The 26,385-nt window shown below is 67.0% G+C and carries 16 protein-coding genes and 1 pseudogene; 7 read left to right on the forward strand and 10 right to left on the reverse strand.

What is annotated here, in order from left to right:
* Window positions 1-2: 2 nt before the first annotated feature.
* Complete coding sequence (locus tag QBJ92_RS00670) at window positions 3-566, reverse strand: GNAT family N-acetyltransferase (protein WP_431358342.1); 564 nt, start codon at window positions 564-566, stop codon at window positions 3-5.
* Window positions 567-672: 106 nt separating this feature from the next.
* Between QBJ92_RS00670 and QBJ92_RS00675 the strand changes: the two genes are divergently transcribed.
* A complete protein-coding gene (locus QBJ92_RS00675) occupies window positions 673-963 on the forward strand; it encodes a DUF6916 family protein (RefSeq protein ID WP_277967744.1) in 291 nt (96 codons plus the stop codon).
* Window positions 964-993: 30 nt separating this feature from the next.
* Here the strand turns inward: QBJ92_RS00675 and QBJ92_RS00680 are convergent, their stop codons facing one another.
* A complete protein-coding gene (locus tag QBJ92_RS00680) occupies window positions 994-1,632 on the reverse strand; it encodes a phage tail protein (RefSeq protein WP_277967745.1) in 639 nt (212 codons plus the stop codon).
* 364 nt (window positions 1,633-1,996) lie between these two features.
* Here QBJ92_RS00680 and QBJ92_RS00685 point away from each other — a divergent pair, with 364 nt between their 5' ends.
* Window positions 1,997-9,244 carry an autotransporter domain-containing protein gene (locus tag QBJ92_RS00685; protein ID WP_277967746.1) on the forward strand — a complete coding sequence of 2,416 codons (7,248 nt, stop codon included), beginning with the start codon at window positions 1,997-1,999 and terminating at the stop codon, window positions 9,242-9,244.
* Between the two features lie 18 nt (window positions 9,245-9,262).
* On the opposite strand, the gene QBJ92_RS00690 is transcribed toward QBJ92_RS00685, so the two are convergent.
* From QBJ92_RS00690 to QBJ92_RS00720, 7 genes are all read right to left on the reverse strand, one after another.
* Window positions 9,263-10,051 carry an ABC transporter permease gene (locus tag QBJ92_RS00690; protein WP_277967747.1) on the reverse strand — a complete coding sequence of 263 codons (789 nt, stop codon included), beginning with the start codon at window positions 10,049-10,051 and terminating at the stop codon, window positions 9,263-9,265.
* Complete coding sequence (locus QBJ92_RS00695; RefSeq protein WP_277967748.1) at window positions 10,048-10,980, reverse strand: ABC transporter ATP-binding protein; 933 nt, start codon at window positions 10,978-10,980, stop codon at window positions 10,048-10,050. Before QBJ92_RS00695 ends, QBJ92_RS00690 begins: the two co-directional genes overlap by 4 nt.
* 74 nt (window positions 10,981-11,054) lie before the next feature.
* On the reverse strand, window positions 11,055-12,221 hold the full coding sequence (gene crtY, locus QBJ92_RS00700) for a lycopene beta-cyclase CrtY (protein ID WP_277967749.1): 1,167 nt from the start codon (window positions 12,219-12,221) through the stop codon (window positions 11,055-11,057).
* A gap of 92 nt (window positions 12,222-12,313) precedes the next feature.
* Window positions 12,314-13,039 (reverse strand): DsbA family protein, encoded by a 726-nt coding sequence (locus QBJ92_RS00705; RefSeq protein WP_277967750.1) that lies wholly within the window; start codon window positions 13,037-13,039, stop codon window positions 12,314-12,316.
* Complete coding sequence (locus QBJ92_RS00710) at window positions 13,039-14,394, reverse strand: M48 family metalloprotease (protein WP_277967751.1); 1,356 nt, start codon at window positions 14,392-14,394, stop codon at window positions 13,039-13,041. Before QBJ92_RS00710 ends, QBJ92_RS00705 begins: the two co-directional genes overlap by 1 nt.
* A gap of 122 nt (window positions 14,395-14,516) precedes the next feature.
* Window positions 14,517-15,611: an AI-2E family transporter gene (locus tag QBJ92_RS00715; protein WP_277967955.1), complete on the reverse strand. Its 1,095-nt coding sequence runs from the start codon at window positions 15,609-15,611 to the stop codon at window positions 14,517-14,519.
* A gap of 288 nt (window positions 15,612-15,899) precedes the next feature.
* The gene (locus tag QBJ92_RS00720; protein WP_277967752.1) at window positions 15,900-18,785 is read right to left on the reverse strand and encodes a ribonuclease E/G; all 2,886 of its coding nucleotides are present in this window, start codon (window positions 18,783-18,785) and stop codon (window positions 15,900-15,902) included.
* A 733-nt stretch (window positions 18,786-19,518) separates the two neighbouring features.
* On the opposite strand from QBJ92_RS00720, the pseudogene QBJ92_RS00725 reads away from it, so the two are divergent.
* The 4 genes and pseudogenes from QBJ92_RS00725 to QBJ92_RS00740 form a co-directional block, all read left to right on the forward strand.
* Window positions 19,519-20,244 (forward strand): annotated as a pseudogene (locus QBJ92_RS00725) (N-acetylmuramoyl-L-alanine amidase family protein); the annotation flags it as partial.
* 96 nt (window positions 20,245-20,340) lie between these two features.
* The gene (locus tag QBJ92_RS00730; RefSeq protein WP_277967753.1) at window positions 20,341-22,872 is read left to right on the forward strand and encodes a penicillin-binding protein 1A; all 2,532 of its coding nucleotides are present in this window, start codon (window positions 20,341-20,343) and stop codon (window positions 22,870-22,872) included.
* A 124-nt stretch (window positions 22,873-22,996) separates the two neighbouring features.
* Window positions 22,997-24,124 carry a peptide chain release factor 2 gene (gene prfB / locus QBJ92_RS00735; protein WP_029623721.1) on the forward strand — a complete coding sequence of 376 codons (1,128 nt, stop codon included), beginning with the start codon at window positions 22,997-22,999 and terminating at the stop codon, window positions 24,122-24,124.
* A gap of 104 nt (window positions 24,125-24,228) precedes the next feature.
* Entirely contained in the window at window positions 24,229-24,912 is a 684-nt protein-coding gene (locus QBJ92_RS00740; RefSeq protein WP_277967957.1) for a class I SAM-dependent methyltransferase, read from the forward strand.
* A gap of 5 nt (window positions 24,913-24,917) precedes the next feature.
* On the opposite strand, the gene QBJ92_RS00745 is transcribed toward QBJ92_RS00740, so the two are convergent.
* Window positions 24,918-25,322, reverse strand: a complete 405-nt coding sequence (locus QBJ92_RS00745) for a JAB domain-containing protein (protein WP_277967754.1) — start codon at window positions 25,320-25,322, stop codon at window positions 24,918-24,920.
* A gap of 160 nt (window positions 25,323-25,482) precedes the next feature.
* Between QBJ92_RS00745 and QBJ92_RS00750 the strand changes: the two genes are divergently transcribed.
* Window positions 25,483-26,379, forward strand: a complete 897-nt coding sequence (locus tag QBJ92_RS00750; RefSeq protein WP_277967755.1) for a thymidylate synthase — start codon at window positions 25,483-25,485, stop codon at window positions 26,377-26,379.
* The last annotated feature ends 6 nt before the right edge of the window (window positions 26,380-26,385 follow it).

Below are 26,385 nucleotides of genomic sequence, written 5' to 3' on the forward strand. Positions count from 1 at the left end.
GGCTAGACCGTCCCCGACGCACGCGGCGGCGCCCACCGCAGAAACGCGTGCGTCGGGAAACGCGACGGGAGTCGCCCGAAACCCGACCGCGTGTACAGGCGGAGCGCGCCGACATTCTCCGACGCGACGTACAGCGCGACGGATTCGGCCGCTTCCGCCTCGGCCATGCCTTGAACCCATCGGATCATCGCCGACCCGCGCCCGTTCCCGCGCTCCTCGGGGAGGAGCGATAGTTCGATGACGTGCCACGCGCGCCGACTTCGGTCGAGCGAGAGCCGGCCGATCGGCTCGGTCGCAGGACCGCGGTCGATGACCCAGTAATCGGCCGCAGGGTACGCCGCTAGATAATGCGCCTGTTGCAGGCGGAACTGGTCCGCGATGAAGGCCTGCTTGCGGCTTTCCGGCCATGCGCATCCGCGCAACTCCGGTGCCCGAACGCTGCCGTAGAGTGTCAGCAAAAAGGACCTGTCCGCGCGTCTTACGGGACGGAGCCTGAAATCGTCCGGCAAGCGCACGTCCGACACGGGCCGACAAGGCAACGGCGGGGTGGTGGATCCGCGTGTCATGCGGTCTGCCAACCGTATCCGTTGTCGTTCCATCGCCTTCTCGAGGCGCGCATTCTTCGGCAAGAAACGATCGAACCGCCGTTCCGCCTGTGGAGGATGCCCTGAAATGCGCCTGGTGAAACCCGAAGACTTCGAACCCTGGGTCGGCCGGCGCGTGCGGGTCGACACCGCCCCGCGACCGATCGAACTGGTGCTTGCGAAGCTCGACCGCATGCCGGCGATCGTGGGTGCGGATTTCCGCGAGCCCTTTTCGATGCTGTTCGAAGGATCATGGCCGGTGCTGCTGCTGGATGCCACTTATGTGTTCGACTGCGGTCGCGGCGGTCCCCACGCCTTTCACGTGACGCAAATCCTCCCGCGGGGACAGATGCGACGGTATCAGGCGATTTTCGCCTGACCGACAAGACCGCCGACGCCGCATCGCGGCTCAATCGGGTCGTTCGGGCCAGATCCCGACCGTCGCGATGATCGTCGTCACCGCAAGAAACGGCGACATCACACTAAACGCCGCGCCTTGACCGGCCTGCCCGACGGTGACCGCGCCGGATAGCCCCGCGATCGTCCCCGTGACGCCGGCCAGCTGAACCGGCACGACGCCCGGCAAGCTCGCGTTCGCCGCCGGTACGTACAGCGTGGGTGTGACGTCGGGATCCTGCACCTTCCCCAGGAACGCGTTGTTTTCGGGGTCTGGGACCTGCTGCGACGGCGTCAGGCCCTTAAGCGCGGTCAGCGTACCGGCGACTCTGGGGGTGCCCGTCATCTGGAACGTTGCGCTATGATTGTGCACCGGCAAATGCGTGATGTTTAGCGCGACCGCTTCCCCCCCGCCGTTGGCGCCGGGGTTGCGCGGTGTCAGTCCCGGTCCCTGCCCGGTCCCAAGCATCGTCCGACCGCGTGCGTCCGGCAATCCGAAATCGGTCTTGCCGTTCCCGCCGAAGGTGTTCCCCAGCAAGGCGTACAAGGCGTTGTTCTGATTGACCTGGAGAATTGCGCCGTTGCATGCCAGCCAGTTGACTGGGGCATATCTGAAACCAACTTGCATGATCTGACCAATGAACGGATCCAATGTCGCCTCCTTCTACCAATAGGCGATTATACTATAGTGCGAGCGTCCCCTGCACTTGGTATTACTGGTTCAGTTTGGAGCATAATCATTCACTAGAGTCTTCAATTGAGGTAACTTTATTACCTCGGTTTGTCTTGCCTGCCGTCTTTCAGACCAACCGTTATTAACATGAATACTGGCTCTATAAATTCACCACCAGACGTCTCGAATTAGACCCTGAGCAAGGCTGGATCGTCGGCAAACCTCAGGCAGCAGTCTGTTTCGACCTGTGGGTGCCAGGGGACCGAGGGGGAATTGGATGCTGGAAGGCGTCGTTTTTCGTTTGCACGATGCTTTCTCAGGTGGTGCGCGTCGCTCCACGAGGATGGCGATCGCGGCAGGCATCCTGGCCGCCGCCTTTTTCCCCGCACAGGCGCACGCGCAGAGTAGCGGGTGCTCCGCGATCAATGGCGGCTTGCTCGATTTTCAATCCGTGTTCGCCAATGGCGAGCCGACTTCCGGCACGACCAGCAACTATCAGATCCATGTCGCGCTCTCGATGATGCGGACGACGACGGCCTATACCGACAATGTCACCGGATCGTCCTTCGTGCCCGACGGCATGACGACCTACGCGTTCGTGACGGGGGACAGGGTCGTTTTCAACACGACCGTGTCCTCCGTCACCAGTACCACGCGGATACGCATCCGCTCCGCCCCGTTGGGGTCAAGCGGCGGAGGTTATGCGGCGACGGGGTCCGGCGCGCGTGTCGATACCAGCACGCCCGGGACGTTTACCGGCAGTTACACGGTCCCGGCCGGGTTGCAGGCGGTCGGCATGTCGGTGGACACGGTTAGCGGGAATTCTGTCAGTAGCGCGGTGGTGACCTGCATTCCGTTCGTCGACCCCGGCTTGTCGCTCGGCGTCACGATGACGCACGGCGGAACGCCCGCGCAGAACGGCACGGTCGACTATACGATCACCCCCAGCGCGAGTGGCGCAAGCACCGGCACCAACCTGACGCTCGCCTTCACCTTGCCGGCCGGGTTGAGCTTCGCCTCGGGCTCCGGCTCCGGCTGGAGCTGCACCTCGACACGCTGCACCTACGGCAACGCGATCGGTTCGGGTGCCAGCGGCAACCCGCTGACCCTGCGCGCGAACGTCGCGAGCACCGCCAGCACGAGCCTGACCCCGAGCGTAACGCTTTCCGGCGGAAATGCCGGCAACGCGGCCAACGCAAGCGACCCGACCACGATCGCGCAAACCGCCGCATCGGTGAGCGTCGACGCCGGCAACAACCAGACCGCCGCCGCCGAAACCGCGTTCGCCACACCGTTGAGCGTGACCGTGCGGGATGCGGCCAACGCCGTGATTCCCAACGCGGCCGTCACCTTCACCGCGCCCGCATCGGGGGCGAGCGGGAGCTTTACCAACACCAGCAACACGATCACCGTCACCGCGTCCGGCGCGGGCGTCGCCAGCTCGGGAACGTTTACCGCCAATGCGACCGCAGGGGCCTATTCGGTCCTCGCGACGGCGGGCTCGGTGTCCGCGACCTTCAGCCTGTCGAACACGGCGGTCGTGGGGTTGCCGACCGTAACCGCGATCACCCCCACATCGGGTACGACGGCGGGCGGCACTTCGGTGGTGGTGACGGGCACCAACCTGACTGGCGCCAGCGCGGTGCAATTCGGCGGGGCGGGCGCTACCAGCTTTATCGTCGATAGCGCGACCCAGATCACCGCCACCACGGCGGCGGCGAGTGCGGGCGTGGTGGACGTGACGGTCACCACCCCCGGCGGCACCAGTGCGACGAGTGGCGCCACGCAATTCACCTACGTGGTCCCTCCGGCGACGCCGACCATCCCTTCCGCGCCGCCTGCGCTGTCGAACAGCGCGAGTGCGACTTTCCAGTTCACGATCGCCAATGGATCCGCGGAATGCGCGATCGACAACGGCAGCTTCACCGCCTGCGTCAGCCCGGTCACGTTCAGCGGGCTCTCCGATGGCGCGCACGTATTTCAAGTCCGCGCGACGAATGGCGGGCTGACGGGGTCGCCCGCCTCGTATAACTGGACGATCGACGCGAGCGCGCCCGCCGCGCCCGTCGTTACGACGCCCGCCAACGGATCGAACCGCGCCGTGTCTGAACGCGGAGTCAGCGGAACGGCCGAGCCAGCGAGTACCGTTACGGTCTATCTCGACGGCACGCCGGACGGGACGACGACGACCGCTGGATCGGGTCAGTGGAGCTTTACGCTGACCGCCTTGACCGCCGGCCCGCACACGGTGAAAGCACACAGCACCGATGCGGCGGGCAACGTCTCCACCGATTCCGCGGTCAGCAACTTTACGGCCGTGACGGCGCTCACCGCGACCCAGGCGGTGCCGAGCGTGTCGGCGACCATCAACACCGCGCTCACGCCCGTTCAGCCGGTTACGGCCAGCGGGGGGCTGGCGCCGATCAGCTATGCGTTGAGCGGCGGCACCCTGCCCCCTGGCCTGAGCTTCGACACGGTGACCGGGCAGCTTTCCGGCACGCCGACCGCTACGCTGTCCCCGACGACCTTCACCGTGACGGCAACCGACGCCCTCCCCCAGTCGGACGCGCGGACGTTCAGCCTGAGCGTCGGCAATGCAAGCCAGACGATCGCCTTCACCTCGACCGCGCCGGTGGCTGCGGTGATCGGGGGCGCAAGCTATACGCCGGCCGCGACCGCGACCTCGGGGCTGACGGTCACCTTCACGATCGATGGCGCGAGCAGCGGGGTTTGCGCCATTGCCGGAGGCGCGGTCAGCTTCAGCGGAGCGGGCACGTGCCGGGTCAACGCCGACCAGTCCGGCAACGCCAGCTTCTCGGCCGCGCCGCAGGTCCAGCAGAGCTTCGTGGTCGCAGCCGCAAGCCAGACGATCGCCTTCACCTCGACCGTGCCGGCGGCTGCGGTGGTCGGCGGCGCAAGCTACACGCCGACCGCGACCGCCACCTCCGGCCTGACGGTCGCCTTCACGATCGACGGCTCGAGTAGCGGGGTTTGCGCCATCGCCGGAGGCGCGGTCAGCTTCAGCGGAGCGGGCACGTGCCGGGTCAACGCCGACCAGTCCGGCAACGCCGGCTTCTCGGCCGCGCCGCAGGTCCAGCAGAGCTTCGTGGTCGGGGCCGCAAGCCAGACGATCGCCTTCACCTCCACCGCGCCCGTGGCTGCGGTGGTCGGGGGCGCAGGCTACACGCCGACCGCGACCGCCACCTCGGGCCTGACGGTCGCCTTCACGATCGACTCGTCGAGCACCGCGATCTGCACGTACAGCGCGGGTGTCGTCGGCTTTACGGGCACGGGGACGTGCCGCATCAATGCCGACCAGCCGGGCAACGCGAACTATGGCGCTGCACCGCAAGCGCAGCAGAGTTTCGCCGTCGGCATGGCGAGCCAGACGATCAGCTTCACCACGAGTGCGCCGGGGACGGCGCGCGTCGGCGGCGCGGACTATACCCCTGCGGCGACCGCGACCTCGGGGCTTCCGGTCGTCCTGACGATCGATGCCGGTAGCAGCGCGATCTGTACGCTGTCGGGCAGCAGCATCGCATTCACCGCAGCCGGGACGTGCCTGATCGACGCCAATCAGGCCGGGAACGCGGGCTATGCCGCCGCTCCGCAAGTCCAGCAGAGCGTCACCGTCGCCAAGGGCGACCAGACGATCACCTTCTCTGGGCTGGGCAATGCCTCGCTCTCCGCGTCCCCGCTGTCGCTTTCCGCCACCGCGGGGTCGGGGTTGGTCGTCCAATTCGCCAGCAGCACGAGCGCGGTCTGCACCGTTGCGGGGACGACCCTGGCGCTGGTTTCCCAAGGCACCTGTACCGTGACCGCGGACCAGCCGGGCGACGTCAACTGGAATGCCGCGCCGACCGTGACGCGCAGCTTCACCGTGCTGCCGGTGACGCTCGCGGTATCGAGCGGATCGGTCGCGACGGCGGTGGTCGGCACGGTCTATACCCAGACCAATACCGCGACGGGCGGCGTCGCTCCGTACCACTTCACGCTCGCGGGGGGCGCGCTGCCGCCGGGCGTTAGCCTCGACGCCGCAACCGGAACAGTGAGCGGCAGCCCGACCCAGGCCGGTGCGTTCAGCTACACCCTCTCGGTCAGCGACTCCGCCGCGCCGCCGTCGACCGTCACCGGCAGCGCGTTCGGCGGGAGCATCGCGAAGGGGAGCCAGACGCTCGCCTTCACCTCTTCCCCACCCGTCCCCGCGATCGTCGGCGGCAGCTACGCCGTCGTGGCGGTTTCATCGGCCACGTTGTCGCCGAGCTACGCGATCGAGTCCGCAAGCTCGGGCGTGTGCAGCCTCGCCGGATCGACCGTGAGCTTCGTGGCCGCCGGAACCTGCGTCATCCTCGCGGACCAGGCGGGAACCAACGACTATGACGCCGCGTCCCAGGTCAATCAGTCGATCACGGTTCTTGCCGCCCCGACCACGGCGGATCGCACCGTCGCGGTGCCGTATGACGCGGCTGGCACTGCGATCGATCTTTCCTCGAGCATCGGCGGCGGCGCGCACGTCAGCATCGCGATCGTCACCCCACCGACGCACGGCACCGCGACCGTGGCGGGGGACACCGTCACCTATGTTTCGGCCTCCGGCTATTTCGGTGCGGACAGCTTCACCTTCAACGCGACCGGGCCGGGCGGAACATCCGCCCCCGCGACGGTGCAGATCACCGTCGCGACGCCCGCGATTCCCGGCGCAGCAGCGGGCTCCGCCGATGTCGCGTACGACAGTCCGGGACAGGCGATTCCGCTCCAACCAAGCGGTGTCTTCGCCAGCCTTGCCATTGCCACCGCGCCAACCAAGGGGACGGTCACGATTGCCGGCACGACCGCCACGTATATCCCGACACCGGCCAGTTTTGGCGCGGACAGCTTCACCTATACCGCGACCGGACCGGGGGGGACGTCCCCACCCGCCACGATCGCCATCACGATCGCACTCCCTGCAACACCCGGCGCCGCAAACACGACCGCGCAAGTGGCGTACGGCGCCACGGGTCAGGCGATCGCGCTCCTTCCGAGTGGGGTCTATACCAGTGTTACGCTGGCAACCCCGCCAACCAAGGGCACGGTGACGATCGCCGGAACGACCGCAACCTATGTGCCGAACGCCGGAAGCTTCGGTGCCGACAGCTTCACGTACACCGCGACCGGCCCCGGCGGCACCTCCGCGCCCGGAACCGTCAGCGTGACCATTGCCACCCCCGCGGCGCCGGGCGCGGCGAACGTCTCGGCCGACGTCGCGTTCGGCAGCAGCGGCCAGCCGATCGCGCTCGCGCCCAGCGGAGTCTATACTACGCTCGATCTGGGGACCCTGCCGACCAAGGGCACGGTGACGATCACCGGGACGACTGCCCTGTATGTGCCTAACGCAGGAAGCTTCGGCACCGACAGCTTCACGTACACCGCGACCGGCCCTGGCGGCACCTCCGCGCCCGGAACCGTCAGCGTGACCATTGCCACCCCCGCGGCGCCGGGCGCGGCGAACGTCTCCGCCGATGTCGCGTTCGGCAGCAGCGGCCAGCCGATCACGCTCACGCCCAGCGGAGTCCATACGACGCTCGGTCTGGCGACCCTGCCGACCAAAGGCACGGTGACGATCACCGGCACGACCGCGCTCTATGTGCCGAACGCGGGAAGCTTCGGTGCCGACAGCTTCACTTATACCGCAACCGGGCCCGGCGGCACCTCCGCGCCCGGAACCGTCAGCGTATCGATCGCAGCACCGCCACCGCCAGTCGCCGCGCCAATCGACGTGGCCGCAGCCGGGACGACGGTGGAGGGGGGCGCGAGCGTCGGCATCGATCTTGCCAAGCTCATATCGGGGACCTTCGCGACGATCGAAATCGTGACGCAACCGGCGCACGGCATCGTGACGCTGCGCCCACCCGGCGCGGCACGCGCATCGGGCGCGCGGAGCGGCGGCGACGCGGGGCTCCTTGCCGTTGCCGACTGGACCGCAGTCTATGCGCCACAGGCTGGCTACGCCGGGAAAGACAGTTTCCAGTTCGTCGCGGTCGGCCCAGGTGGACGGTCGCTGCCCGCGGTCGTCGAGATTACTGTTAGCGGCCAGCCCCCGACCGCGCTCGCCAAGACTGCCATGACGGGCGACGCGCAGACCGTTTCGGTCGAGCTGACCGAGGGTGCGATCGGCGCCCCGTTCACCACGGCAACGATCGACGGAATCACCCCGGCGGACGCCGCCACGGCCCGCATCGTGCAAGGGGGCACCGCCGCGCAACCGAGCTACCGGCTCGACCTGACCACCCAGGCGCATTTCGGCGGAAAAGTGATCGTGCGCTATCGCCTTGGCAACGTCTTCGGCCTGTCCGCCCCCGCCGAGGTGACGGTCACGGTTACCGCACGCCCGGACCCGTCGGCCGACCCTGTGGTCCGCGCGATCGCCGACGCGCAGGCCGAAACCGCGCGCCGCTTCGCCCGCACGCAGGTTTCGAACTTCATGGCCCGCGCGCAACAGCTTCACCACGGCGGCGGCGCGACCAACCCGCTGGGGATCGCGCTCAACTTGCGCGACGCGGTCCTGACCCCGGGCGCGCCGAACACGGTCGCGGACGATTCCGCGATGTCGCCGACCGGGCGCAACCGCTTCGTGTCCAGAAGCGTCGCGGAAGCGACCTTGCCGGGACGATCGATCGGCAACGCGCCCGCAGACGAGCGATCCTTCGATGCGCTGCGCGGTTCCGACACCGCTGGCCACGAACAGGAGGATAGGTCGACAGCCGGTCCGCGCCCGATCGGCGATGTCGCGCTGTGGACCGGGGGATCGATCGAGATCGGCACGCTCGACCGGCGGTCGGGTCGCGCGAAGATCACGCTGGCGAGCGGCGGGCTGTCGACCGGCGCGGATATCCGGATCGCGGACTGGGCCACGCTCGGGCTCGGCGGCGGCTATGGCAGCGACGTCAGCCTGATCGACGGCGAAGCAGCGCGGGTTCGCGGCGAGACCAAGGTCTTCGCGGCTTACGGGAGCTTTGCCCCGATCGACGGCGCCTTCGTCGACGCGATGGTCGGCCATGGCAGTCTCGACTACACGACACGCCGTTTGGTCGCCTCGACCGGGGAACTGGCGCGTGGTCGGCGTGACGGGCACATGACCTTTGGCGCCGTGTCAGCGGGCGTGGACCGTGAGACGGACGATCTGCGCTGGTCGGGCTACGGCCGTCTCGAATGGCTGAACGGCAAGCTCGATGCGTATAGCGAGACGGGCGCGACACGCTATGCGCTGCGGTTCGACACGCGAAGCGTCCGCTCGCTCACCGGCGTCGTCGGCGGTCGATTGGAGGTCGCCCAGGACCTAGGCTTTGCGCGGGTCAGTCCCCGGATCGCGGCCGAATGGCTGCATGAGTTCCAGACGGCCGGGGTACAGAGCCTCGACTATGCCGATTTTACCGGCGCATCGACCTACCGCATTCGCGGAACCGGCTGGCAGCGCGAACAGTATCAAGTGTCGATCGGCAGCCGCTGGAGCCTGATGGTCCGGTGGATGATCGACATGGAACTCGGCATGCGCGGTGCCGCGGGCGAACATGCGGCACAGGCGCGGCTGCGGATCAGCAAGCGTTTCTGAACCGCACCGTCCCCCGCACTAGTTCTTGAGCCGCCACCCGCTGCGAAAGATCCAGCCGACGACGCCGAGGCACAGCACCAGGAACAGCGCGGTGACGCCGAGGCTCAGCCCGACCGAAACGTCACCCTTGTCGAAGAACGCCCAGCGGAACCCGCTGACGAGATACACCACTGGGTTGAACAGGCTGACCGTCCGCCACGGCTGCGGCAGCATGTCGATCGAGTAGAAGGCGCCACCCAGAAACGTCAGCGGGGTGATCAGCAGCGCGGGGATGAAGTTGAGCTGCTCGAACCCCTTCGCCCAGATGCCGATGATGAACCCGAACAGGCTGAAGGTCACGCTGGTCAATACCAGGAACGCGAGCATCGCGAAGGGGTGGACGATCTGCAACGGCACGAACAGCGCCGCGGTCGCGAGGATGATCAGCCCGATCACGATCGACTTGGTCGCGGCAGCCCCCACATAGCCGACCACCATCTCCATCGCCGAGACCGGCGCGGAGAGCAGCTCGAACATCGTGCCCGTGAACTTGGGGAAATAGATGCCGATCGAGGCATTGGCGATGCTTTGCGTCAGCAGCGACAGCATGATCAGGCCGGGCACGATGAAACTGCCATAGCCGACCCCGCCGACCGTGCTGATCCGCGACCCGATCGCACCGCCGAACACGACGAAATAAAGCGACGTGGTGATCACCGGGGTGACGAGGCTCTGCCACAAGGTGCGCAAGCCCCGCGCCATTTCGAAGCGATAGATCGCCCAGATGCCGTTGACGTTGATCGCGGGAGCTTTGTGCGTACCGCTCATGCCGCGTCCTTCTTTTCGACCAGGTCGACGAAAATATCCTCGAGGCTCGATTTCGAGGTCTCGAGATCCTTGAACCCGATCCCGAGCTCGGCGAGCTTGCGCAGCAGTGAGGGGATGCCGGTATGCTCGGCCTGCGCATCGAAGATGTAGCGCAAGGTCTTCCCGTCATTCTCGAGCGCGACGTCCCATTCCGCGAGTTCGGTCGGGAGCGTAGCCAGCGGTTCCTGCAGCGAAATCAGCATCTGCCGCTTGCCGAGCTTCTTCATCAACTCGGCCTTGCCCTCGACCAAGATCAACTGGCCCTTGTTGATGACGCCGACGCGGTCGGCCATTTCCTCGGCCTCCTCGATGTAATGCGTCGTCAGGATGATCGTCGTCCCCTTTTCGCGCAGCCGGTGGACGAGCTTCCACATGTCGCGACGCAGCGCCACGTCGACACCCGCGGTAGGTTCGTCGAGGAACAGGATGTCGGGTTCGTGGCTGAGCGCCTTGGCGATCAGCACGCGGCGCTTCATGCCGCCCGACAGTTCCATGATCTTGGCGTTGCGCTTGTCCCACAGCGACAAGTCGCGCAGCACCTGTTCGAGATACGCCTCGTTCGCGCCGCGCCCGAACAGGCGGCGGCTGAAGCGGACCGTGGCGATGACCGTCTCGAACATGTCGACCGACAGTTCCTGCGGGACCAGCCCGATCGCGCGGCGCGCGCTGCGGAAGTCGGTCAGCGCGTCATGGCCGAGCACGGTGACGCTGCCGGTGGTGGGGGTGACGATCCCGCAAATGATCGAGATCAGCGTCGTCTTGCCCGCGCCGTTGGGACCAAGCAACGCAAAGATCTCACCCCGGTTGATCGACAGATCAATCGGTTGGAGCGCGTGGTGGCCAGATGCGTAGGTCTTGGAGACCCCCGCGACCGAAAGTATGCTGTCCATCAAGCCCCCATGTGTTGTCCCGGAGATAGGGGCACTGGTGCGGCGCAACAAGGCAGACTCGGATGCATCGGGCTTCAGCGTCCGATCCGGCGGCGCAGGACCGACAGGCTGATGGCGATCGCGCGTCCCAGCGGGATCGGCGGCTTGCCGACCAGCGTACGGATCTTGTCGAGCCGCGTGGATCGCCCCGCATAGAAGCGGCGGACGAGCGCCGGGCGCAGGCCGTAGAAGCGTTCGATGACGCGATAGCGTTGTTGCGGATCTGCGCCGAGGAACATCATCGCGTTGAGAAACCGATAGAAGCCGCGCTCGCGCCACGCGGTTTCGCTATGGCGGCGCTGCGCCGCATGGATCGTGGCGCCGTCGATCACGTCAAGCGCCGCGATCAGGTCCGCGGTCCGCACCGCGTCGGGGAAGCTGTAGCCAGTCGCCGGTTGGAACAGCCCCGCGCGGAGCCCGGACAGGGTGACGCCCTCGGGTGCCGCGTCCCACAGGTCCGCCGCGTCCCCGCCGATCGCCATCGGCAAAACCCCCGCTTCGGTGCGGACGATGCTGGCGACACGCCAGCTTTGCGCGGCGGCATAGTCGAGCACGCGCGCACGCACCGCATCGTTCGCAAGATCGGCGCCATCGCTGAAATAGGTATCCTCGACCAGCAGGCGACGCGGGCCGAACGGCAGCGTGTAGACGAAGCGATAGCCGTCCTTCTGCGCGACGGTGGCGTCCATCACGATCGGCCCCGCCAGCCCGTGGTCCTCTTCCAGCTCCAGTTCGAGCCCGACGAACTTCTGCCAGCGCAGGTCGAGCGGATGATCGCGTGGAAGACCGCGCCCGTCGATCACTGCCTTGGTCCGCAGCACGCGCTGGTCCGCCAGCGTGACCGAGGTCGCCTCCAGCGCGACCACGCGCGTTCCAGTCAGGATGTGATCGGGTGGCACCGCCGCGCGCACCGCGGTGTCGAGCAGCACGCTCGTTGCAGTGCGATACCCGGCGCGGATCCTCCGCACGCGCTTGGGAAAGCGGACGGTGTATTCGTCCCAGCGATAGGCGATCAGCGGATTGGTCCAGCGCCGCTGCTCGGGCTCCATGTCGTCGTCGAACGAGGACCAGATATGATCGCCGCCGATCGTATCCCCCGCCTCGACGATCGCGACCGAAATCTCCGGACGAAGCTGTGCCAGCCGCAGCGCGATCAGCCCGTTCGACAGACCGCCCCCGACGAGTACGATATCGAAGTCCAACGGCGGCCCCCTCGCGTGGCCATCCTGACCGATGGCTTATACGATGACCATAGCAGAAACGGGGGCTTGGCGCGGCAGGCAATACGCCGTCGCTATTTCGCCGCGCGGGCTTCGGCGACCGCCTTTTGCAACGCTTCCAGCGTCAGCGCGGAGGACACCACGCTGTTGCCGATCACCCAGCTCGGCGTCCCCGTAAGCCCCAATTGCCGTGCGATGCCCATGTTGGAGGCGATCTGCTCCTCGGCCTGCGGAGCGAACGCTGCCGCCTTGGCAAGGTCGACGCCCGCCGCATTGGCGGATGCGGTGATCGTCTCGCCCGACACCGGGCCCGCCGCGTAGAGCGCGTCGTGGAATGCCTTGAACTTGCCCTGCTGCGCGGCGGCAAGGCTCATGCGCGCTGCGTCGACGCTCGCGTCGCTTAGCACCGGGAATTCGCGGAACACCACGCGGAGCTTTGGATCGCTTTTGAGCAGCGCCGCGATCGTCGGGAGGCTGGCACGGCAATAGCCGCAATTATAGTCATAATATTCGACCAACGTGACGTCGGGATTGGCGCTGCCCATCCAGGCGCTGCCGAACGGTTTCAGGATCGCGTCGCGGTTCGCCGAGATGACGTCGGCATGCGCGCGGTCGCGCAACGCGTCCATCGCTTGCGGGATGATCTCGGGATGGCGCAGCAGATAATCGTGCACCACCTGCTCGGTCCGTGCTGCATCGGGCGAGTTTGCGGGGACGAACCGGGCGAGCGCCCAAAACGTCGCCGCGCCGAGGATGGCGGCGACGAACGCCACCGCGAAGGAACCTGCATAAGGGCGCATCAGCGTCTTTTCTTATATTTCTTGGGGTTGTCCGACATCTCGTTCTGCGCGGCCATGGCAATGTCTTGCGCGCGGATCCAGTCGGTCGAATTGGGCGGAAGGCCCGCCATCGCGCCACGCGCGCTATAGGCGGCGGTGCGCTGATCGCCGGTCAGGCTCGCCTGCTCGGCGGTCGCGAGCAGCGCGCGGGTCTGGTCGCCCGACGCCTCGTAGACGGTGCCGAGTTGATACCAGGCGAACGGATTGTCGTCGTCACGCGCGACCGCCTGACGCAACACCTTGATCGCCTCGGGATAATTCGCCTTGTCCTCGGTCGCGATCAGCGCGTGGCCGAAGGTGGTCGCGATCAGCGGGCTGTTGCGCGACAGGTCTGTCGCCTCGCGCAGCGGCGCAAGCGCCTCGCTCGGCTTGCCCGCCTCGAGCAGGATCTGGCCCTGGATCTCGAGAAAATACGGGTCGTGCGGCGCGGTCTTGATGAGCGCAGCGGCCTCCGCATCGGCCTTCTGCGGATAGCCCGATTTATGCCAGGCGTACGCCCGCGCATAATGCGCATAGACGCTCTGGTCCTGCTCGGGATATTTGTTCAGCGTCGCCTTGGGGTCGGCGACATAGCCCATCAGCTTGGCCTTCACGCGCTTGAAGCGTTCCTCGAGCCCGGGATCGGGCCGGTTGTTGTACGCGGGCGAGGCCTGGACGTCGGCTGTCAGGTTGGCGATGCGTTCGCCCGACAGCGGGTGGCTCTGCGCGAACGGGTCGATGTTGTTGAGCCCGTAGGCATATTCCTCGTTCTGCAATTTCTTGAAGAAGGTCAGCATGCCCTTCCCGCTAATCCCGGATTCGCGGAGAAATTTCGCGCCGGTCGCATCGGCGGTCGATTCCTGGACGCGCGTATAGGCGAGGAACTTGCCCTGCGCCGCGCTAGTGCCCGCCGACAGGATTCCCGCCCCCGCCTCGGGCGCGCCCGCCGCGATCGCTGCAACGCCGAGCACCATGCTGAGGATCGAAATGCCCATCGCGGGGCGCGCGCCGCCGTCCATCAGCACGACATGCCCATCGGCGACGTGGCCGAGCTCGTGCGCGATCACGCCCTGGACCTGGTTGGCGTTGTCGGCGGCTTGGATCAGCCCCGAATGGACATAGATCGTCTGCCCGCCCGCGGTGAAGGCGTTGACCGAATCATCGTTGATCAGGACGACCTTGACCGCCGCGGGCGACAATCCCGCCGCCTTGACCAGCGGCAGCGCCATGTCGTTGAACATCGCTTCGGTCTCGGCATCGCGCAGGATCGACTGTGCTGTTGCCGGTTGCGCGAGGAGCAGGAGGGAGGCCGCGAGTCCCGCGATGTACCGCTTCATGCTTCTCCTATCCCCGAGTTTGCGCGTGCCGGCAACCGTGGCGGCACTGCGCGCAGCGGGCTGAACGGCGGGTGAAGCCAGGGCGTGCCGGGCCAGCGCACAAGCCGCCCGGCGCGATGGCGTTACGGTTTACCCGCTGCGTCGGCACCCAGCCGCTTCTCGGTCAGGACGCTCCATCCGGTCAGGAACAGCGCGCCGACGATCGGGCCGACGACGATCCCGCTCAGCCCGACCAGTTCGATCCCGCCCAGCGTCGTCACCAGGACCAGCCAGTCCGGAATGCCGGTGTCGCGCCCGACGAGGATCGGCCGCAGGATGTTGTCGACGAGGCCGATCACCACCACCCCGGACACGATGACCACGCAGGCCTGCCAGATCGCACCCGTCGCGAACAGATAGATCGCGACCGGACCCCAGATGATCGCCGGCCCGATCGCGGGCAGCAAGGCGGCGATCGCCATCAACACGCCCCACAGCAGCGCCGCGGGTAGCCCGACGATCCAGAAGGTGATCGCGCCGAGCGCGCCCTGCACCAGCGCCACGACGACCGACCCCTTGATCGTCGCGCGCGCGACCGCCACGAACTTGTCGGTCAACCGCTGTGCCACGTCCCGTTCGAGCGGCAGCGCGCGCATGACCGCCGGGCCAAGCCGCTCGCCGTCGCGCAGCAGGAAGAAGGTGACATAAAGCCCGACACCGAACGCCAGCAGGAATGCCGCGGCGTTCGCGCCGATCGAGAACGCGCGCCCCGCCAGCATGCTTGCACTGTTGGAGACCGCTTCCGATATCTGCGCTTGCGCCCGTTCGAAGCTGCCAAACCCGCTGCTGTCGAGCATCTGCTGCAAACGCTGCGGCAAAGCGTCGTGAACCTGCTCGAAATAGGACGCGACATTGATCTTTCCGGCGCGGAACTGACCATAAACGCCGGCAGCCTGATCAATAATCATGCTGCCCACGATCAACGCCGGGATGATCACCGCCACCGTGATGATCAGCAGCGCGACAAGCGCCGCTCGGTTGCGCCGGTCTGGCCAGCGGGCGAGCAGCCGCTGGAACAACGGCTGGAACAGGATCGCCGCCAGCGTCGCCCAGAGCAACGCGCCCAGAAAGCTGGTCACGACCAGCCCCAGCGCGATGGTGATCAAGACGAGGAAGACAATAAGTCCGCCATTTTCCACGCGCTGCCGTTCGATAGCGATTGTCTTATCCTTGAACATGAAAACGAGCACACCGAGCCGGGCAACCGTCTGGGTCGTTGCGGGGGTGAAACTCTCAACCGTGCAAATCGCTCCACGCGAAGCGGTCATGCTTAAGATGCAATGCGAGCAGGGAGATTGGCGCGGGAGGTTGGCCTGTCGCCGCATGCGGCACGCGTTCGGCGCGAGACGCCCCTCAGGCAAAACCGCGGCGGACCGGAACGGTGCAATATCAGCAGCGTGTCGTCGCCGACTCGCTGGGAAGCCCCCGCGTCCCCCGGCACGATGCCGGAGGACGCGGGGTCAGAGTCACGCGCCGAACGTGCGCTGCCACCAACCGCGACGCGGCGTGCCGGCTTCGCCCGGATCGGGATCGATCGCGGTCGGCGCGGGGGCCGGCGCTGCACGGTCGCTGTCCGCGGCGGGCGCGGTGGCTTCCGGGGCAGGCTCGATCGCCGGGGTCGATTCGACCGCTACGACCGGGTCAATCGCCGGGGCGCTGTCCGCGACTGGTGCTTCGGCAACGACTTCGGCCTTCGCCTTGGGACGCCGCGTGCGCTTGGGCTTGGCAGGCGCTTCCTCGGCGACGGTCGCGACCGGCGCTTCGACGACGGCTTCCGCGGGAGCCTCGGGGGCGACGGCCTTCTTGGTGCGACGGCGCTTCGGCTTGGCATCGGCCTCGGCGTCGACGGCGGGAGCCTCGACCACCGGGGTCTCGGCGACCGGCGCTTCGACCGCTGCAGCCTTGGCTGCGGGCTTGGCGTCAGCGTCGGGCTTGCGGGCCTTCGGACGACGACGGCCCTTCTTGGGCGCCTCTTCCTCGAGCACAGGCTCAGCCGGTGCTTCCGCCTCAGTCAGCGCAACCATCGTCTCGACGTCGACCGCGGGCAATTCCGCAGCAACTTCGACCGGCTGGGCTTCCTCAGCAGCGGCATCGCTCGACGGCTCGACCGCAGCCTGCTCGCCCTCTGCACGACGACCGCCGCGACGACCGCGACGACCGCGACGGCGCTTGCCGCCCTCACCTGCCGCGGCATCGCCTTCGGCGCTCGCAGCCGTTTCGTCACCATCGGACTCGGGCATGATGTCGGCACCGAGCAGCTCGGCGACATCGGACGCTTCCGACACCGCGTCGCCGCGATCCTCGTCGGTGTCCGCCATGGCTTCGCCGTCGGGCGAACCCTCGACCTCGCCCTCCCCCTCGGGACGATTGCGACCGCGACGCCCGCGACGGCGGCGGCGGCGGCGCGAACCACCCTCGTCGTCGCCCGCCCGCTCGGTCCGCTCCGGACGCTCGCGCGGTTCGCGCGCCGCCTTGGGCTCTTCCTCTTCCTCGACGACGTCGTCGACCTCGTCCTCATACTCCTCGTCGGCGATGTCCTCTTCGATGTCCTCGATCGGCGCATCGAAGCGCGGCGTGTAGGCGGGCGGCGGTCCGGAGACCTCGACCGACATACGCGCGCCTTCCTGCTCGCCGTCGGGCGAGACTTCGATCATCACGCCGTAGCGTTCCTCGATCTCGGCGAGTTCGGCGCGCTTGCGGTTGAGCAGGTAGAAGGCCGCTTCCTGGCTCGCGCGGAGCAACAGCTGCGATCCGCGACCTTGCGCGGCTTCGTCCTCGAGCAGACGCAGCGCCGACAGGCCCGACGACGAAGCGGTACGGACAAAGCCCGAGCCCTCGCAATGCGGGCACGGACGGGTCGATGCCTCGAGCACGCCGGTGCGCAGGCGCTGGCGGCTCATTTCCATCAGGCCGAACGACGAGATGCGACCGATCTGAATGCGTGCGCGATCGTTCTTGAGCGCTTCCTTCATCGCCTTCTCGACCTTGCGGACGTTCGAGCCGTTATCCATGTCGATGAAGTCGATCACGACGAGACCCGCCATATCGCGCAGGCGCAACTGGCGCGCGATCTCGGCAGCGGCCTCGAGGTTGGTCGCGGTCGCGGTCTGCTCGATCGAATGCTCGCGGGTCGAACGACCCGAGTTAATGTCGATCGACACCAGCGCCTCGGTCGGGTTGATGACCAGATAGCCGCCCGACTTGAGCTGCACCACCGGGTGATACATCGCGGAGAGCTGCTCCTCGACGCCCGCGCGCTGGAACAGCGGCACGGGGTCGCTGTAATGCTTCACCTTGCGTGCATGGCTCGGCATCAGCAACCGCATGAAATCCTTGGCGTGCTGATAGCCTTCGGTGCCCTCGACGATGACTTCGTCGATCTCGCGATTGTAGATGTCGCGGATCGCGCGCTTCATCAGGTCGCTATCGCCGTACACGAGCGCCGGCGCGGACGAGGACAGCGTCGCCTCGCGGATCCCGTCCCACAGCCGGGCGAGATAATCGAAGTCGCGCTTGATCTCCTGGCGCGTGCGCTGGAGCCCTGCGGTCCGCACGATGCAGCCCATCGACGGGGGCAGCTTCATGTCCGCCATGATCGACTTCAGACGCTTGCGATCGCCCGCGTTCGAAATCTTGCGGCTGATCCCGCCGCCGTGCGACGTGTTGGGCATCAGCACGCAATAGCGACCGGCGAGCGACAGATAGGTCGTCAGCGCAGCACCCTTGTTGCCGCGCTCTTCCTTGACGACCTGGACGAGCAGCACCTGGCGGCGACGGATGACGTCCTGGATCTTGTAGCGATGGCGCAAATTGGTGCGACGCTCGCGCAGATCGTCGGCGGCATCGTCCGATGCCGAGCGCTTGCGACGGCGACGGCCGCGGCCTTCACCGGGGTTTTCGCCTTCGGACGCGACTTCGCGATCGGGGACGATCTCGTCCGCGTCGTGCTCGCCATCATCCTCGAACCGCTCGATCGCATCCTCGTCGGGCTCGAAGCCTTCGTCGTCGGCTTCCAGATCGTCCTCGGCGTCCTGCTGGGCGCGCAAGGCTGCTTCTTCAGCAGCATGCTCGGCCTCTTCGCGCAGGAGCGCGTCGCGATCCTCCTTGGGGATCTGGTAGTAATCGGGGTGGATTTCGCTGAAAGCGAGGAAGCCGTGGCGGTTGCCACCGTAATCGATGAACGCGGCCTGGAGCGACGGCTCGACGCGCGTCACCTTGGCCAGATAGATGTTCCCCTTGAGCTGCTTGCGCTCAGCGGATTCGAAATCAAACTCTTCGATCCGGTTTCCCTTGACGACGGCAACACGGGTTTCTTCCCGGTGCCGTGCGTCGATCAGCATACGCGTGGTCATGTAAATATCTCCGGACACGCGGCCGGCTGCGCCATGGCGCTAGCCGCGCGAAATAAAGGTACGCGGAGCGAGGGGCGGTAACGCCGCCGGTTTCGCTCGCGCGGTGGGTTGCTAAAATCGCCTCTGTTCGCTCTGCATGCCCGGCCTTCCGGCCCTGGGCATCCCGCGCAGTCGCGTTCCCGCCGGTAGCAACCGGGGGAAACGAGAAACGGGAACCATGCATCATGCGAACGTCAACCTGGATAGGCCGCGGCCAGAGAACACCGGGGCGGCCGAGTGGACCTGTCGCATCCGTTACTTGGGTAACGATCAGGTACTGGTTATTGCCTAGCACCGACCTGCGCGCGCAGCAACCGGCACGTTTAGCGACGATATCGGGTAATTCTATGGTTGGACGACACGTTAACGTTTGTGCGCTATCACCCGCGAAATGGTCGTCGGGGGATCCGGGAAGGTGTGCGTAGTGCGCTTGGTGCAGGTGTTTTCTGCCATGTTTGCGTCGATCCGTGCCAGGTTTGCACCCGCTGGCAGCCCTTATCGCGCCGTTCGTGGCACGTTTGCCGCCGGTTTCTGCGTGGCAACGATCAGCCTGGGGACGGCGCCCGCGATTGCCGAAGCAACCGCGCAAGAGACAGATCGTGTTCCGGCCACCGCGATCAAGACCACGATGCCGAAAATGCCCGCGACCCGCCGATCCGCCGCGGCCCTCTCCCGGCCAGGACCGCAGCGTCGCGGGAGGCTGCCGCGGATTTATGGCGAGGACGAGCGTCGTCCGCTGGTCGTGATCGATGCGGGGCACGGGGGCGTGGATCCCGGCGCGATCTCGCCGATCGACGGGCGGCGCGAAAAGGACGTGACGCTCAAGATCGCGCGCGCGATCCGCGACGAACTGGTCCGCGCCGGGCGCGTCCGGGTCGCGTTGACGCGCGAGGATGACCGCTTCCTGATCCTGCGCGAACGCTACGGGATCGCGCGGCGGCTGGGGGGAGCGCTGTTCATCTCGATCCATTGCGACAGCGTCGGCTCGGGCGCGGCGACGGGGGCGTCGGTGTACACGCTGTCCGAGGTCGCCTCCGACCGCGAGTCCGCCCGCCTCGCCGCGCGCGAGAACAAGTCCGACATCATCGCGGGCGTCAACCTCGCGTCGACCAACGCCGACATCTCCTCGATCCTGATCGACCTGACCCAGCGCGAGACGATGAACGCGTCGGCGGGGTTCGCGCGGCTGCTCGGCCGCGAGGCGCGCGACCGGGTACCGCTCAAGCCCAATTTCCACCGGATGGCATCGCTGATGGTATTGAAGGCGCCCGACATGCCGTCGGTGCTGTTCGAAACCGGCTATATCTCCAACCCGGCTGACGCCGAGTTCATCGACAGCGAGGACGGTCGCCAGCGGATCGCGGAAAGCGTCGCGCGCGCCGTCGAAATCCACTTCGCGCGGCGCATGGCAAACCGCTGAACGACGTACGCAGACCCCCGCGATGCGACGGGTATCGGGCTGCGCGGGATAAGGCGGCTGGCAAGAGACGCGAAAGTTGCTAGAGCCTCGTGACTTATGGCCGAGCCCGACTCCACCGTGACATTCCGTATTCGTCGGGAAGAAGGGAGCTCAGAAGGCTTTCTTCGGCGCGCCTGGAAACGCTGGTGGGTCAAGACGCTCGCGATTCTGGCAGGTCTTGCCGTCATCGGCGCAGGCGTGGGCTGGTATGTCTTCGCGTCCGACTTGCCCGCGGTCGAAAAGCTGCGCACCTACGAGCCGCCCTTGCCGAGCAACGTCCGCGGGAACGACGGTACGCCGATCTACACCTATGCGCGCGAACGACGGGTCGAACTGAGCTACGCCGAATATCCGCCGATGCTGGTGAAGGCGTTCCTTGCCGCCGAGGACAAGTCGTTCTTCGAACATCACGGGGTCGACTATCTCGGGATCGCGGGCGCCGCGTTCCGCAACCTCAGCACTGGCCGTCGTCCGGCGGGCGCGTCGACCATCACGCAACAGGTCGCCAAGAACTTGCTGATCGGCAACGCGCCCAATTACAGCCGCAAGATCAAGGAAGCGATCCTCGCGTACCGGATCGAAGGCGCGCTGACCAAGAAGCAGATCCTGGAGCTGTACCTCAACCAGATTGCGCTGGGGCGGAACGCCTTTGGCGTGGCGGCGGCGAGCTATGCCTATTTCGGCAAGGATCTGAACAATCTCGACCTTGCGCAGATGGCGTATCTGGCGATCCTGCCCAAGGGTCCGTCCAATTACGATCCGGTCCGCCACACCCAGCGCGCGCTCGACCGGCGCGCGTATGTGCTGCGCGAGATGCTCAAGAACGGGTTCATCACGCAGAGCCAGCATGACAGCGCGCTGGCGGAGCCGCTCGGCACGGTTCCGCGCCAGACCCCCAAGCGCGAAACCGCGGGCGCAGGCTATTTCGTCGAGGAAGTCCGCCGCCAGTTGATGGGCAAATTCGGCGAAGACGCGCTCACCGGGCCGTACAGCGTCTATGCCGGCGGGCTGTGGGTGCGCACCTCGCTCGACCCCAAGATGCAGGATTATGCGCAGACCGCGCTGCGTGAAGGCCTGCTCCGGTTCGATCGCGGACGTGGCTGGTCCGGGCGGCTCGATCATGCCGAGATCGACGGCGACGCGTGGCAGAGCGCGTTCCTCAACAAGAACATCGGGGTCGATTACGACGACTGGCGCGCCGCGATCGTGATCGCGCTCGATACCAGCGCGGCGACGCTCGGGTTCGCCAACGGTGAGACGGGCACGATGCCGCGGTCCGCCGCGCAGATGCCGGTGCGGGGCGGGGGCGGCACCGCTTATGCCGCGCTCAAGGTCGGCGACCTGATCGCGGTCGCGCCCGAGGGCGGCAGCTTCGCGCTGCGGTCGGTGCCCAAGATTTCGGGCGCGTTCGTGGTCGAGGAACCGCAGACCGGCCGCGTGCTGGCAATGCAGGGCGGATTCGATTCACGTTTGCAGGCGTTCAACCGCGCCACCCAGGCGCAGCGCCAGCCGGGCTCGACGATCAAGCCGATCGTCTATGCCGCCGCGCTGGAGGGCGGGATGACCCCCGCCTCGATCATCGTCGACGGGCCGTTCTGCGTCTATCAGGGCGCGCGGCTGGGCCAGAAGTGCTTCCGCAACTTCGGCAACATGCGTGGTGCCGGGCCGCACACGATGCGCTGGGGCGTCGAACAATCGCGCAACCTGATGACGGTGCGCACTGCGGCGACCACCGGAATGCCGCGGATCGTGTCGCTGATGGACCGGATCGGCGTCGGCAAATATCCGCCCTACCTTTCCTATGCGCTTGGTGCGGGCGAGACGACGGTGTCGCGGATGGTCAACGCCTATGCGATCCTCGCCAACCAGGGGCAGTCGCATCCGTCCTCGCTGGTCGATTTCGTCCAGGACCGGCATGGCAAGGTAATCTGGCCCGAGAACTGGCGCGCGTGCGATCGGTGCAACGCGCCCAACTGGAACGGCAAGGCGATGCCGCGCCCGGTCGTGCGGGGGAAGCAGATCGTCAGCGCGATGAGCGCGTATCAGATGATCCACATCGCCGAGGGCGTGATCCAGCGCGGCACCGCGACCGTGCTGCGCGATCTCGACCGGCCGATGTTCGGCAAGACCGGGACCAATTCGGGGCCGACCGACGTGTGGTTCATCGGCGGCACCCCGCAGATGATCGGCGGGCTGTATATCGGCTACGATCAGCCGCATTCGCTCGGCGGCGCGGCGCAGGGCGGCACGGTCGCGGCGCCGATCTTCAAGGCGTTCGCGGTCAAGGCGTATGAGGGCCTGCCCAAGATTCCGTTCCGCGCGCCTGCCGGGATCCGCATGGTGCGGATCGATCGCGGCAGCGGGCGTCCGGTGTTCGGTGCGTGGCCGACCGACGACCCCAAGGCCCCCGTCATCTGGGAAGCGTTCAAGCCCGAGAGCGAACCGCGCCGCGTGATCCACCGCGACGCGACCGTTCCCGACCCCGTCGCTGCCGCCGCTGCCGCGGCGAAAGCGCGCGCCGCGGCCGAGGCGCAGAAGGACACGCGGCGCGACAGCGATTTCTTGCAAAGACAGGGTGGTATTTACTAGCACCACCCCCGGCCCATATACGTCGTCCCCGCATTGGCGGGGATCCATGCCCGTCTTACGGTCGAAATCATGGGTTCCCGCTTCCGCGGGAATGACGAAACGCTGTTTTCTGGAAGGTTTTCCGATGCGCGCTGAAGCGCAGGCTCATATCGACTCGATCAAGGACGCGCTCGCGCTGCTCCGCCGGTTCCTCGACTGGGACCGCGCGCTGCGGCGGCTCGACGAGCTCAACGCGCGCGTCGAGGACCAGGCCTTGTGGAACGATCCCAAGGCCGCGCAGGCGGTTATGCGCGAGCGGCGGCGTCTTGATGAGGCGATCACCGCGACGCGCGCGATCGAGAGCGAACTTAACGATACCGCAGAGCTGATCGAAATGGCCGAAGCCGAAGGCGATACCGAGATGGAGAGCGAAGGCGTTGCCGCGCTCGCCGATCTTGCGCGCCGGGCGGACACCGACAAGGTCAAGGCGCTGCTCGCGGGCGAAGCCGATGGCAACGATACCTATATCGAAGTCAATGCCGGCGCGGGCGGGACCGAAAGCCAGGACTGGGCGGGGATGCTCAGCCGCATGTACTCGCGCTGGGGCGAACGCCACGGGCTCAAGGTCGAGCTGATCGACCAGCATTCGGGCGAGCAGGCCGGGATCAAGTCCGCGACGCTGCTGCTCAAGGGCGAGAACGCATACGGCTATGCCAAGACCGAGAGCGGGGTCCATCGCCTCGTCCGGATCAGCCCGTATGACAGCGCCGCCCGCCGCCACACCTCGTTCGCGAGCGTGTGGGTCTATCCGGTCGTCGATGACAATATCGAGGTCGAGTATAACGAGAGCGACCTGCGCATCGACACGTACCGCGCGTCGGGCGCGGGCGGGCAGCACATCAACACGACCGATTCGGCGGTGCGCATCACGCACATCCCGACCGGGATCGTGGTGCAGTGCCAGAACCAGCGGTCGCAGCACAAGAACAAGGCGGAAGCCTATAACCAGCTCCGCGCGCGTCTCTACGAGCGCGAGCTGGCGATCCGCGAAGCCGCCGCCAATGCCGAGAATGCGGGCAAGACCGACATCGGCTGGGGGCACCAGATCCGCTCCTACGTGCTTCAGCCGTACCAGATGGTGAAGGACCTGCGGACTGGCGTCACCTCGTCGAGCCCGTCGGACGTGCTCGACGGCGATCTCGATGCGTTCATGGCGGCGGCGCTGTCGCAGCGCGTCACTGGCGAGACGGTAGAGGTCGAGGACGTCGAATAGTGGGGGAACGGCGCATTTCGGGTTTCCTAGGCGGTGCCGCCCCGGCGTATGTCGGGGTGATCGGCCAGCGTGGATCGCTCCGCCGCGCCGCCCTCGCCGCCTTCATGCTCGTCTCCGCGTGCGATGGCGGCCCGGCGCGTGTTCCGGACCGGACCGAGAAGGCCGGCCCCTTCCCCGCCCCCGACCGTCCGGTCGCGCCGGTCGTCTCGTCGCGCTGGTCGACCGAAGAGGAACGGGACCGGCTCAACGAAGCGAGCGAGGTGATGGCCAAGGCCGGGATCCGGCGCGGGATGACCGTGGCCGACATCGGCGCGGGCGAAGGCTATTACACGATCCGCCTCGCCGCGCGCGTCGGCAAGGAGGGTCGCGTGCTGGCGGAGGACATCATTCCCGCGGTGCGCGACAGCCTTGCGCTCCGCGTCGCGCGCGAACGGCTCGAATCGGTCAGCGTGCGGCTTGGCGCGGTGAACGACCCGAAGCTGCCCGACGCGAGTTTCGACCGCGTGGTGATGGTCCATATGTATCACGAGATCGAGCAGCCCTACGAATTCCTGTGGCGGCTGCGCCCGTCGCTGCGCCCCGACGGGCTGGTGGTGGTGGTCGATGCCGACCGCCGGACGCAGGATCATGGCACCCCGCCGGCATTGCTGCGGTGCGAATTCGCCGCGGTGGGCTATGTTCAGGTCGGGACCTACGACATGCCGTCGGCGGGCGGCTATCTGGCGACCTTCCGCCCGCAGGGACCGCGCCCGGAGCCGGCGTCGATCAAACCGTGCCGGATGCCCTGACCCTGCTATAGCAACCCGCGCGCGCGGAACCGGTCGCACCCGCCGCGCGCGAGCACGACATGCTCGACCAGCCGCACCCCGATCGCGTCGAGCGTCACCGCCAGCCGGCGCGTGATCTGGTAATCTGCGGCGCTTGGCGTCGGATCGCCGCTTGGATGGTTATGCGCCATTGCGACGGCCACGGCATCGAAGGCGATCGCGTCCGCCACCACGGTGCGCAGCGATAGCGCCAGCGAGGCAGCACCCCCCGCAGCGACGTGCCGCATGCCGAGAACCCTCCATTCCGGATCAAGATAGGCAAGGATCGCAACCTCCTGCGTCGCGCGGGCAAGCGGGGCGAAGTGGCGGTCGAGCCGCCGCAGCGCAGCGGCGACCGAGCCTCCCTCACTGTCAGGCGGACATGCGATCATCCCCGATCTAGACGCCGCGCCGCCGCATCCGCCCAGCCGAGCCATATCCGTTCCGGAGCGAGGGCCCCCTCAAAAACCGGCGATGGCCGCTCGCGCGAAAGATGCTAGGTCGTCCGGAAAGGACCGACGGGCGACCGGCGACACGACAATGAGGCAGGACATGCGACACCCGGAATATCAGTATCTCGACCTGCTCGAGACCGTGCTCGATCGGGGCGACGAACGCGTGGATCGCACGGGCGTGGGCACCCGCTCCGTCTTCGGCGCGATGGTGCGGTTCGATCTGTCGGGCGGACAGGTGCCGATCCTCACCACCAAACGCGTCTATTGGAAGACCGCGGTCCGCGAGATGCTGTGGTTCCTGACCGGCGGCACCAACATCCAGCCGCTGCTGCGCGACAATGTCCGGATCTGGTCCGACTGGCCGCTCGCCAGCTACCGCCGCGAGACGGGCGATCCGATCGAGCAGGCGGCGTTCGAGCAGCGGATCGTTGAAGACGACGGGTTCGCGGCGCGCTGGGGGGATCTGGGCCCGGTGTACGGCAAGCAATGGCGGCGCTGGCTGGGGTCGGACGGGCAGGAACATGATCAGATCGCGACGCTGATCGAAACGCTCAGGACCAATCCGTCGAGCCGCCGGATGCTGTTCCACGCGTGGAACGTGGCGGAGATTTCCGGCATGGCGCTGCCGCCGTGCCATATGGTGTATCAATTCCACGTCAGTTCGCGCGGTGCGCTGAACTGCCTGATCTTCCAGCGGTCGTGCGATCTGTTCCTGGGGGCGCCGTTCAATTTCACCGGGGGCGCGGCGTTGCTGCTGATGCTCGCGCAGCAAGCGGGCCTGGAGCCCGGGGAGCTCGTCTGGATGGGGGGCGACGTCCACATCTACAACAACCATCACGATCAGGTCCGCGCCCAGCTGGCGCGCGAACCCCGGGCCATGCCGACGATGAGACTGGTGCGGAAAGCCGATTCGATCGATGGATACACGATCGATGATTTCGAAGTGACGGGCTACGATCCGCATCCCTCGATCCACGGCGACGTGGCGGTCTAGCCGCGC

Source organism: Sphingomonas echinoides (assembly GCF_029623395.1).
GTDB classification, from domain to species: domain Bacteria; phylum Pseudomonadota; class Alphaproteobacteria; order Sphingomonadales; family Sphingomonadaceae; genus Sphingomonas; species Sphingomonas echinoides_A.

Coding starts and splice junctions, on each gene's coding strand:
- QBJ92_RS00740 (WP_277967957.1), top strand. CDS start 24,229: ATGCTCGTCTCCGCGTGCGATGGCGGCCCGGCGCGTGTTCCGGACCGG.
- QBJ92_RS00685 (WP_277967746.1), top strand. CDS start 1,997: ATGGCGATCGCGGCAGGCATCCTGGCCGCCGCCTTTTTCCCCGCACAG.
- QBJ92_RS00695 (WP_277967748.1), bottom strand. CDS start 10,980: ATGGACAGCATACTTTCGGTCGCGGGGGTCTCCAAGACCTACGCATCT.
- QBJ92_RS00715 (WP_277967955.1), bottom strand. CDS start 15,611: ATGTTCAAGGATAAGACAATCGCTATCGAACGGCAGCGCGTGGAAAAT.
- prfB (WP_029623721.1), top strand. CDS start 22,997: ATGCGCGCTGAAGCGCAGGCTCATATCGACTCGATCAAGGACGCGCTC.
- QBJ92_RS00720 (WP_277967752.1), bottom strand. CDS start 18,785: ATGACCACGCGTATGCTGATCGACGCACGGCACCGGGAAGAAACCCGT.
- QBJ92_RS00690 (WP_277967747.1), bottom strand. CDS start 10,051: ATGAGCGGTACGCACAAAGCTCCCGCGATCAACGTCAACGGCATCTGG.
- QBJ92_RS00670 (WP_431358342.1), bottom strand. CDS start 566: ATGACACGCGGATCCACCACCCCGCCGTTGCCTTGTCGGCCCGTGTCG.
- QBJ92_RS00750 (WP_277967755.1), top strand. CDS start 25,483: ATGCGACACCCGGAATATCAGTATCTCGACCTGCTCGAGACCGTGCTC.
- QBJ92_RS00730 (WP_277967753.1), top strand. CDS start 20,341: ATGGCCGAGCCCGACTCCACCGTGACATTCCGTATTCGTCGGGAAGAA.
- QBJ92_RS00745 (WP_277967754.1), bottom strand. CDS start 25,322: ATGATCGCATGTCCGCCTGACAGTGAGGGAGGCTCGGTCGCCGCTGCG.
- QBJ92_RS00675 (WP_277967744.1), top strand. CDS start 673: ATGCGCCTGGTGAAACCCGAAGACTTCGAACCCTGGGTCGGCCGGCGC.
- QBJ92_RS00705 (WP_277967750.1), bottom strand. CDS start 13,039: ATGCGCCCTTATGCAGGTTCCTTCGCGGTGGCGTTCGTCGCCGCCATC.
- QBJ92_RS00710 (WP_277967751.1), bottom strand. CDS start 14,394: ATGAAGCGGTACATCGCGGGACTCGCGGCCTCCCTCCTGCTCCTCGCG.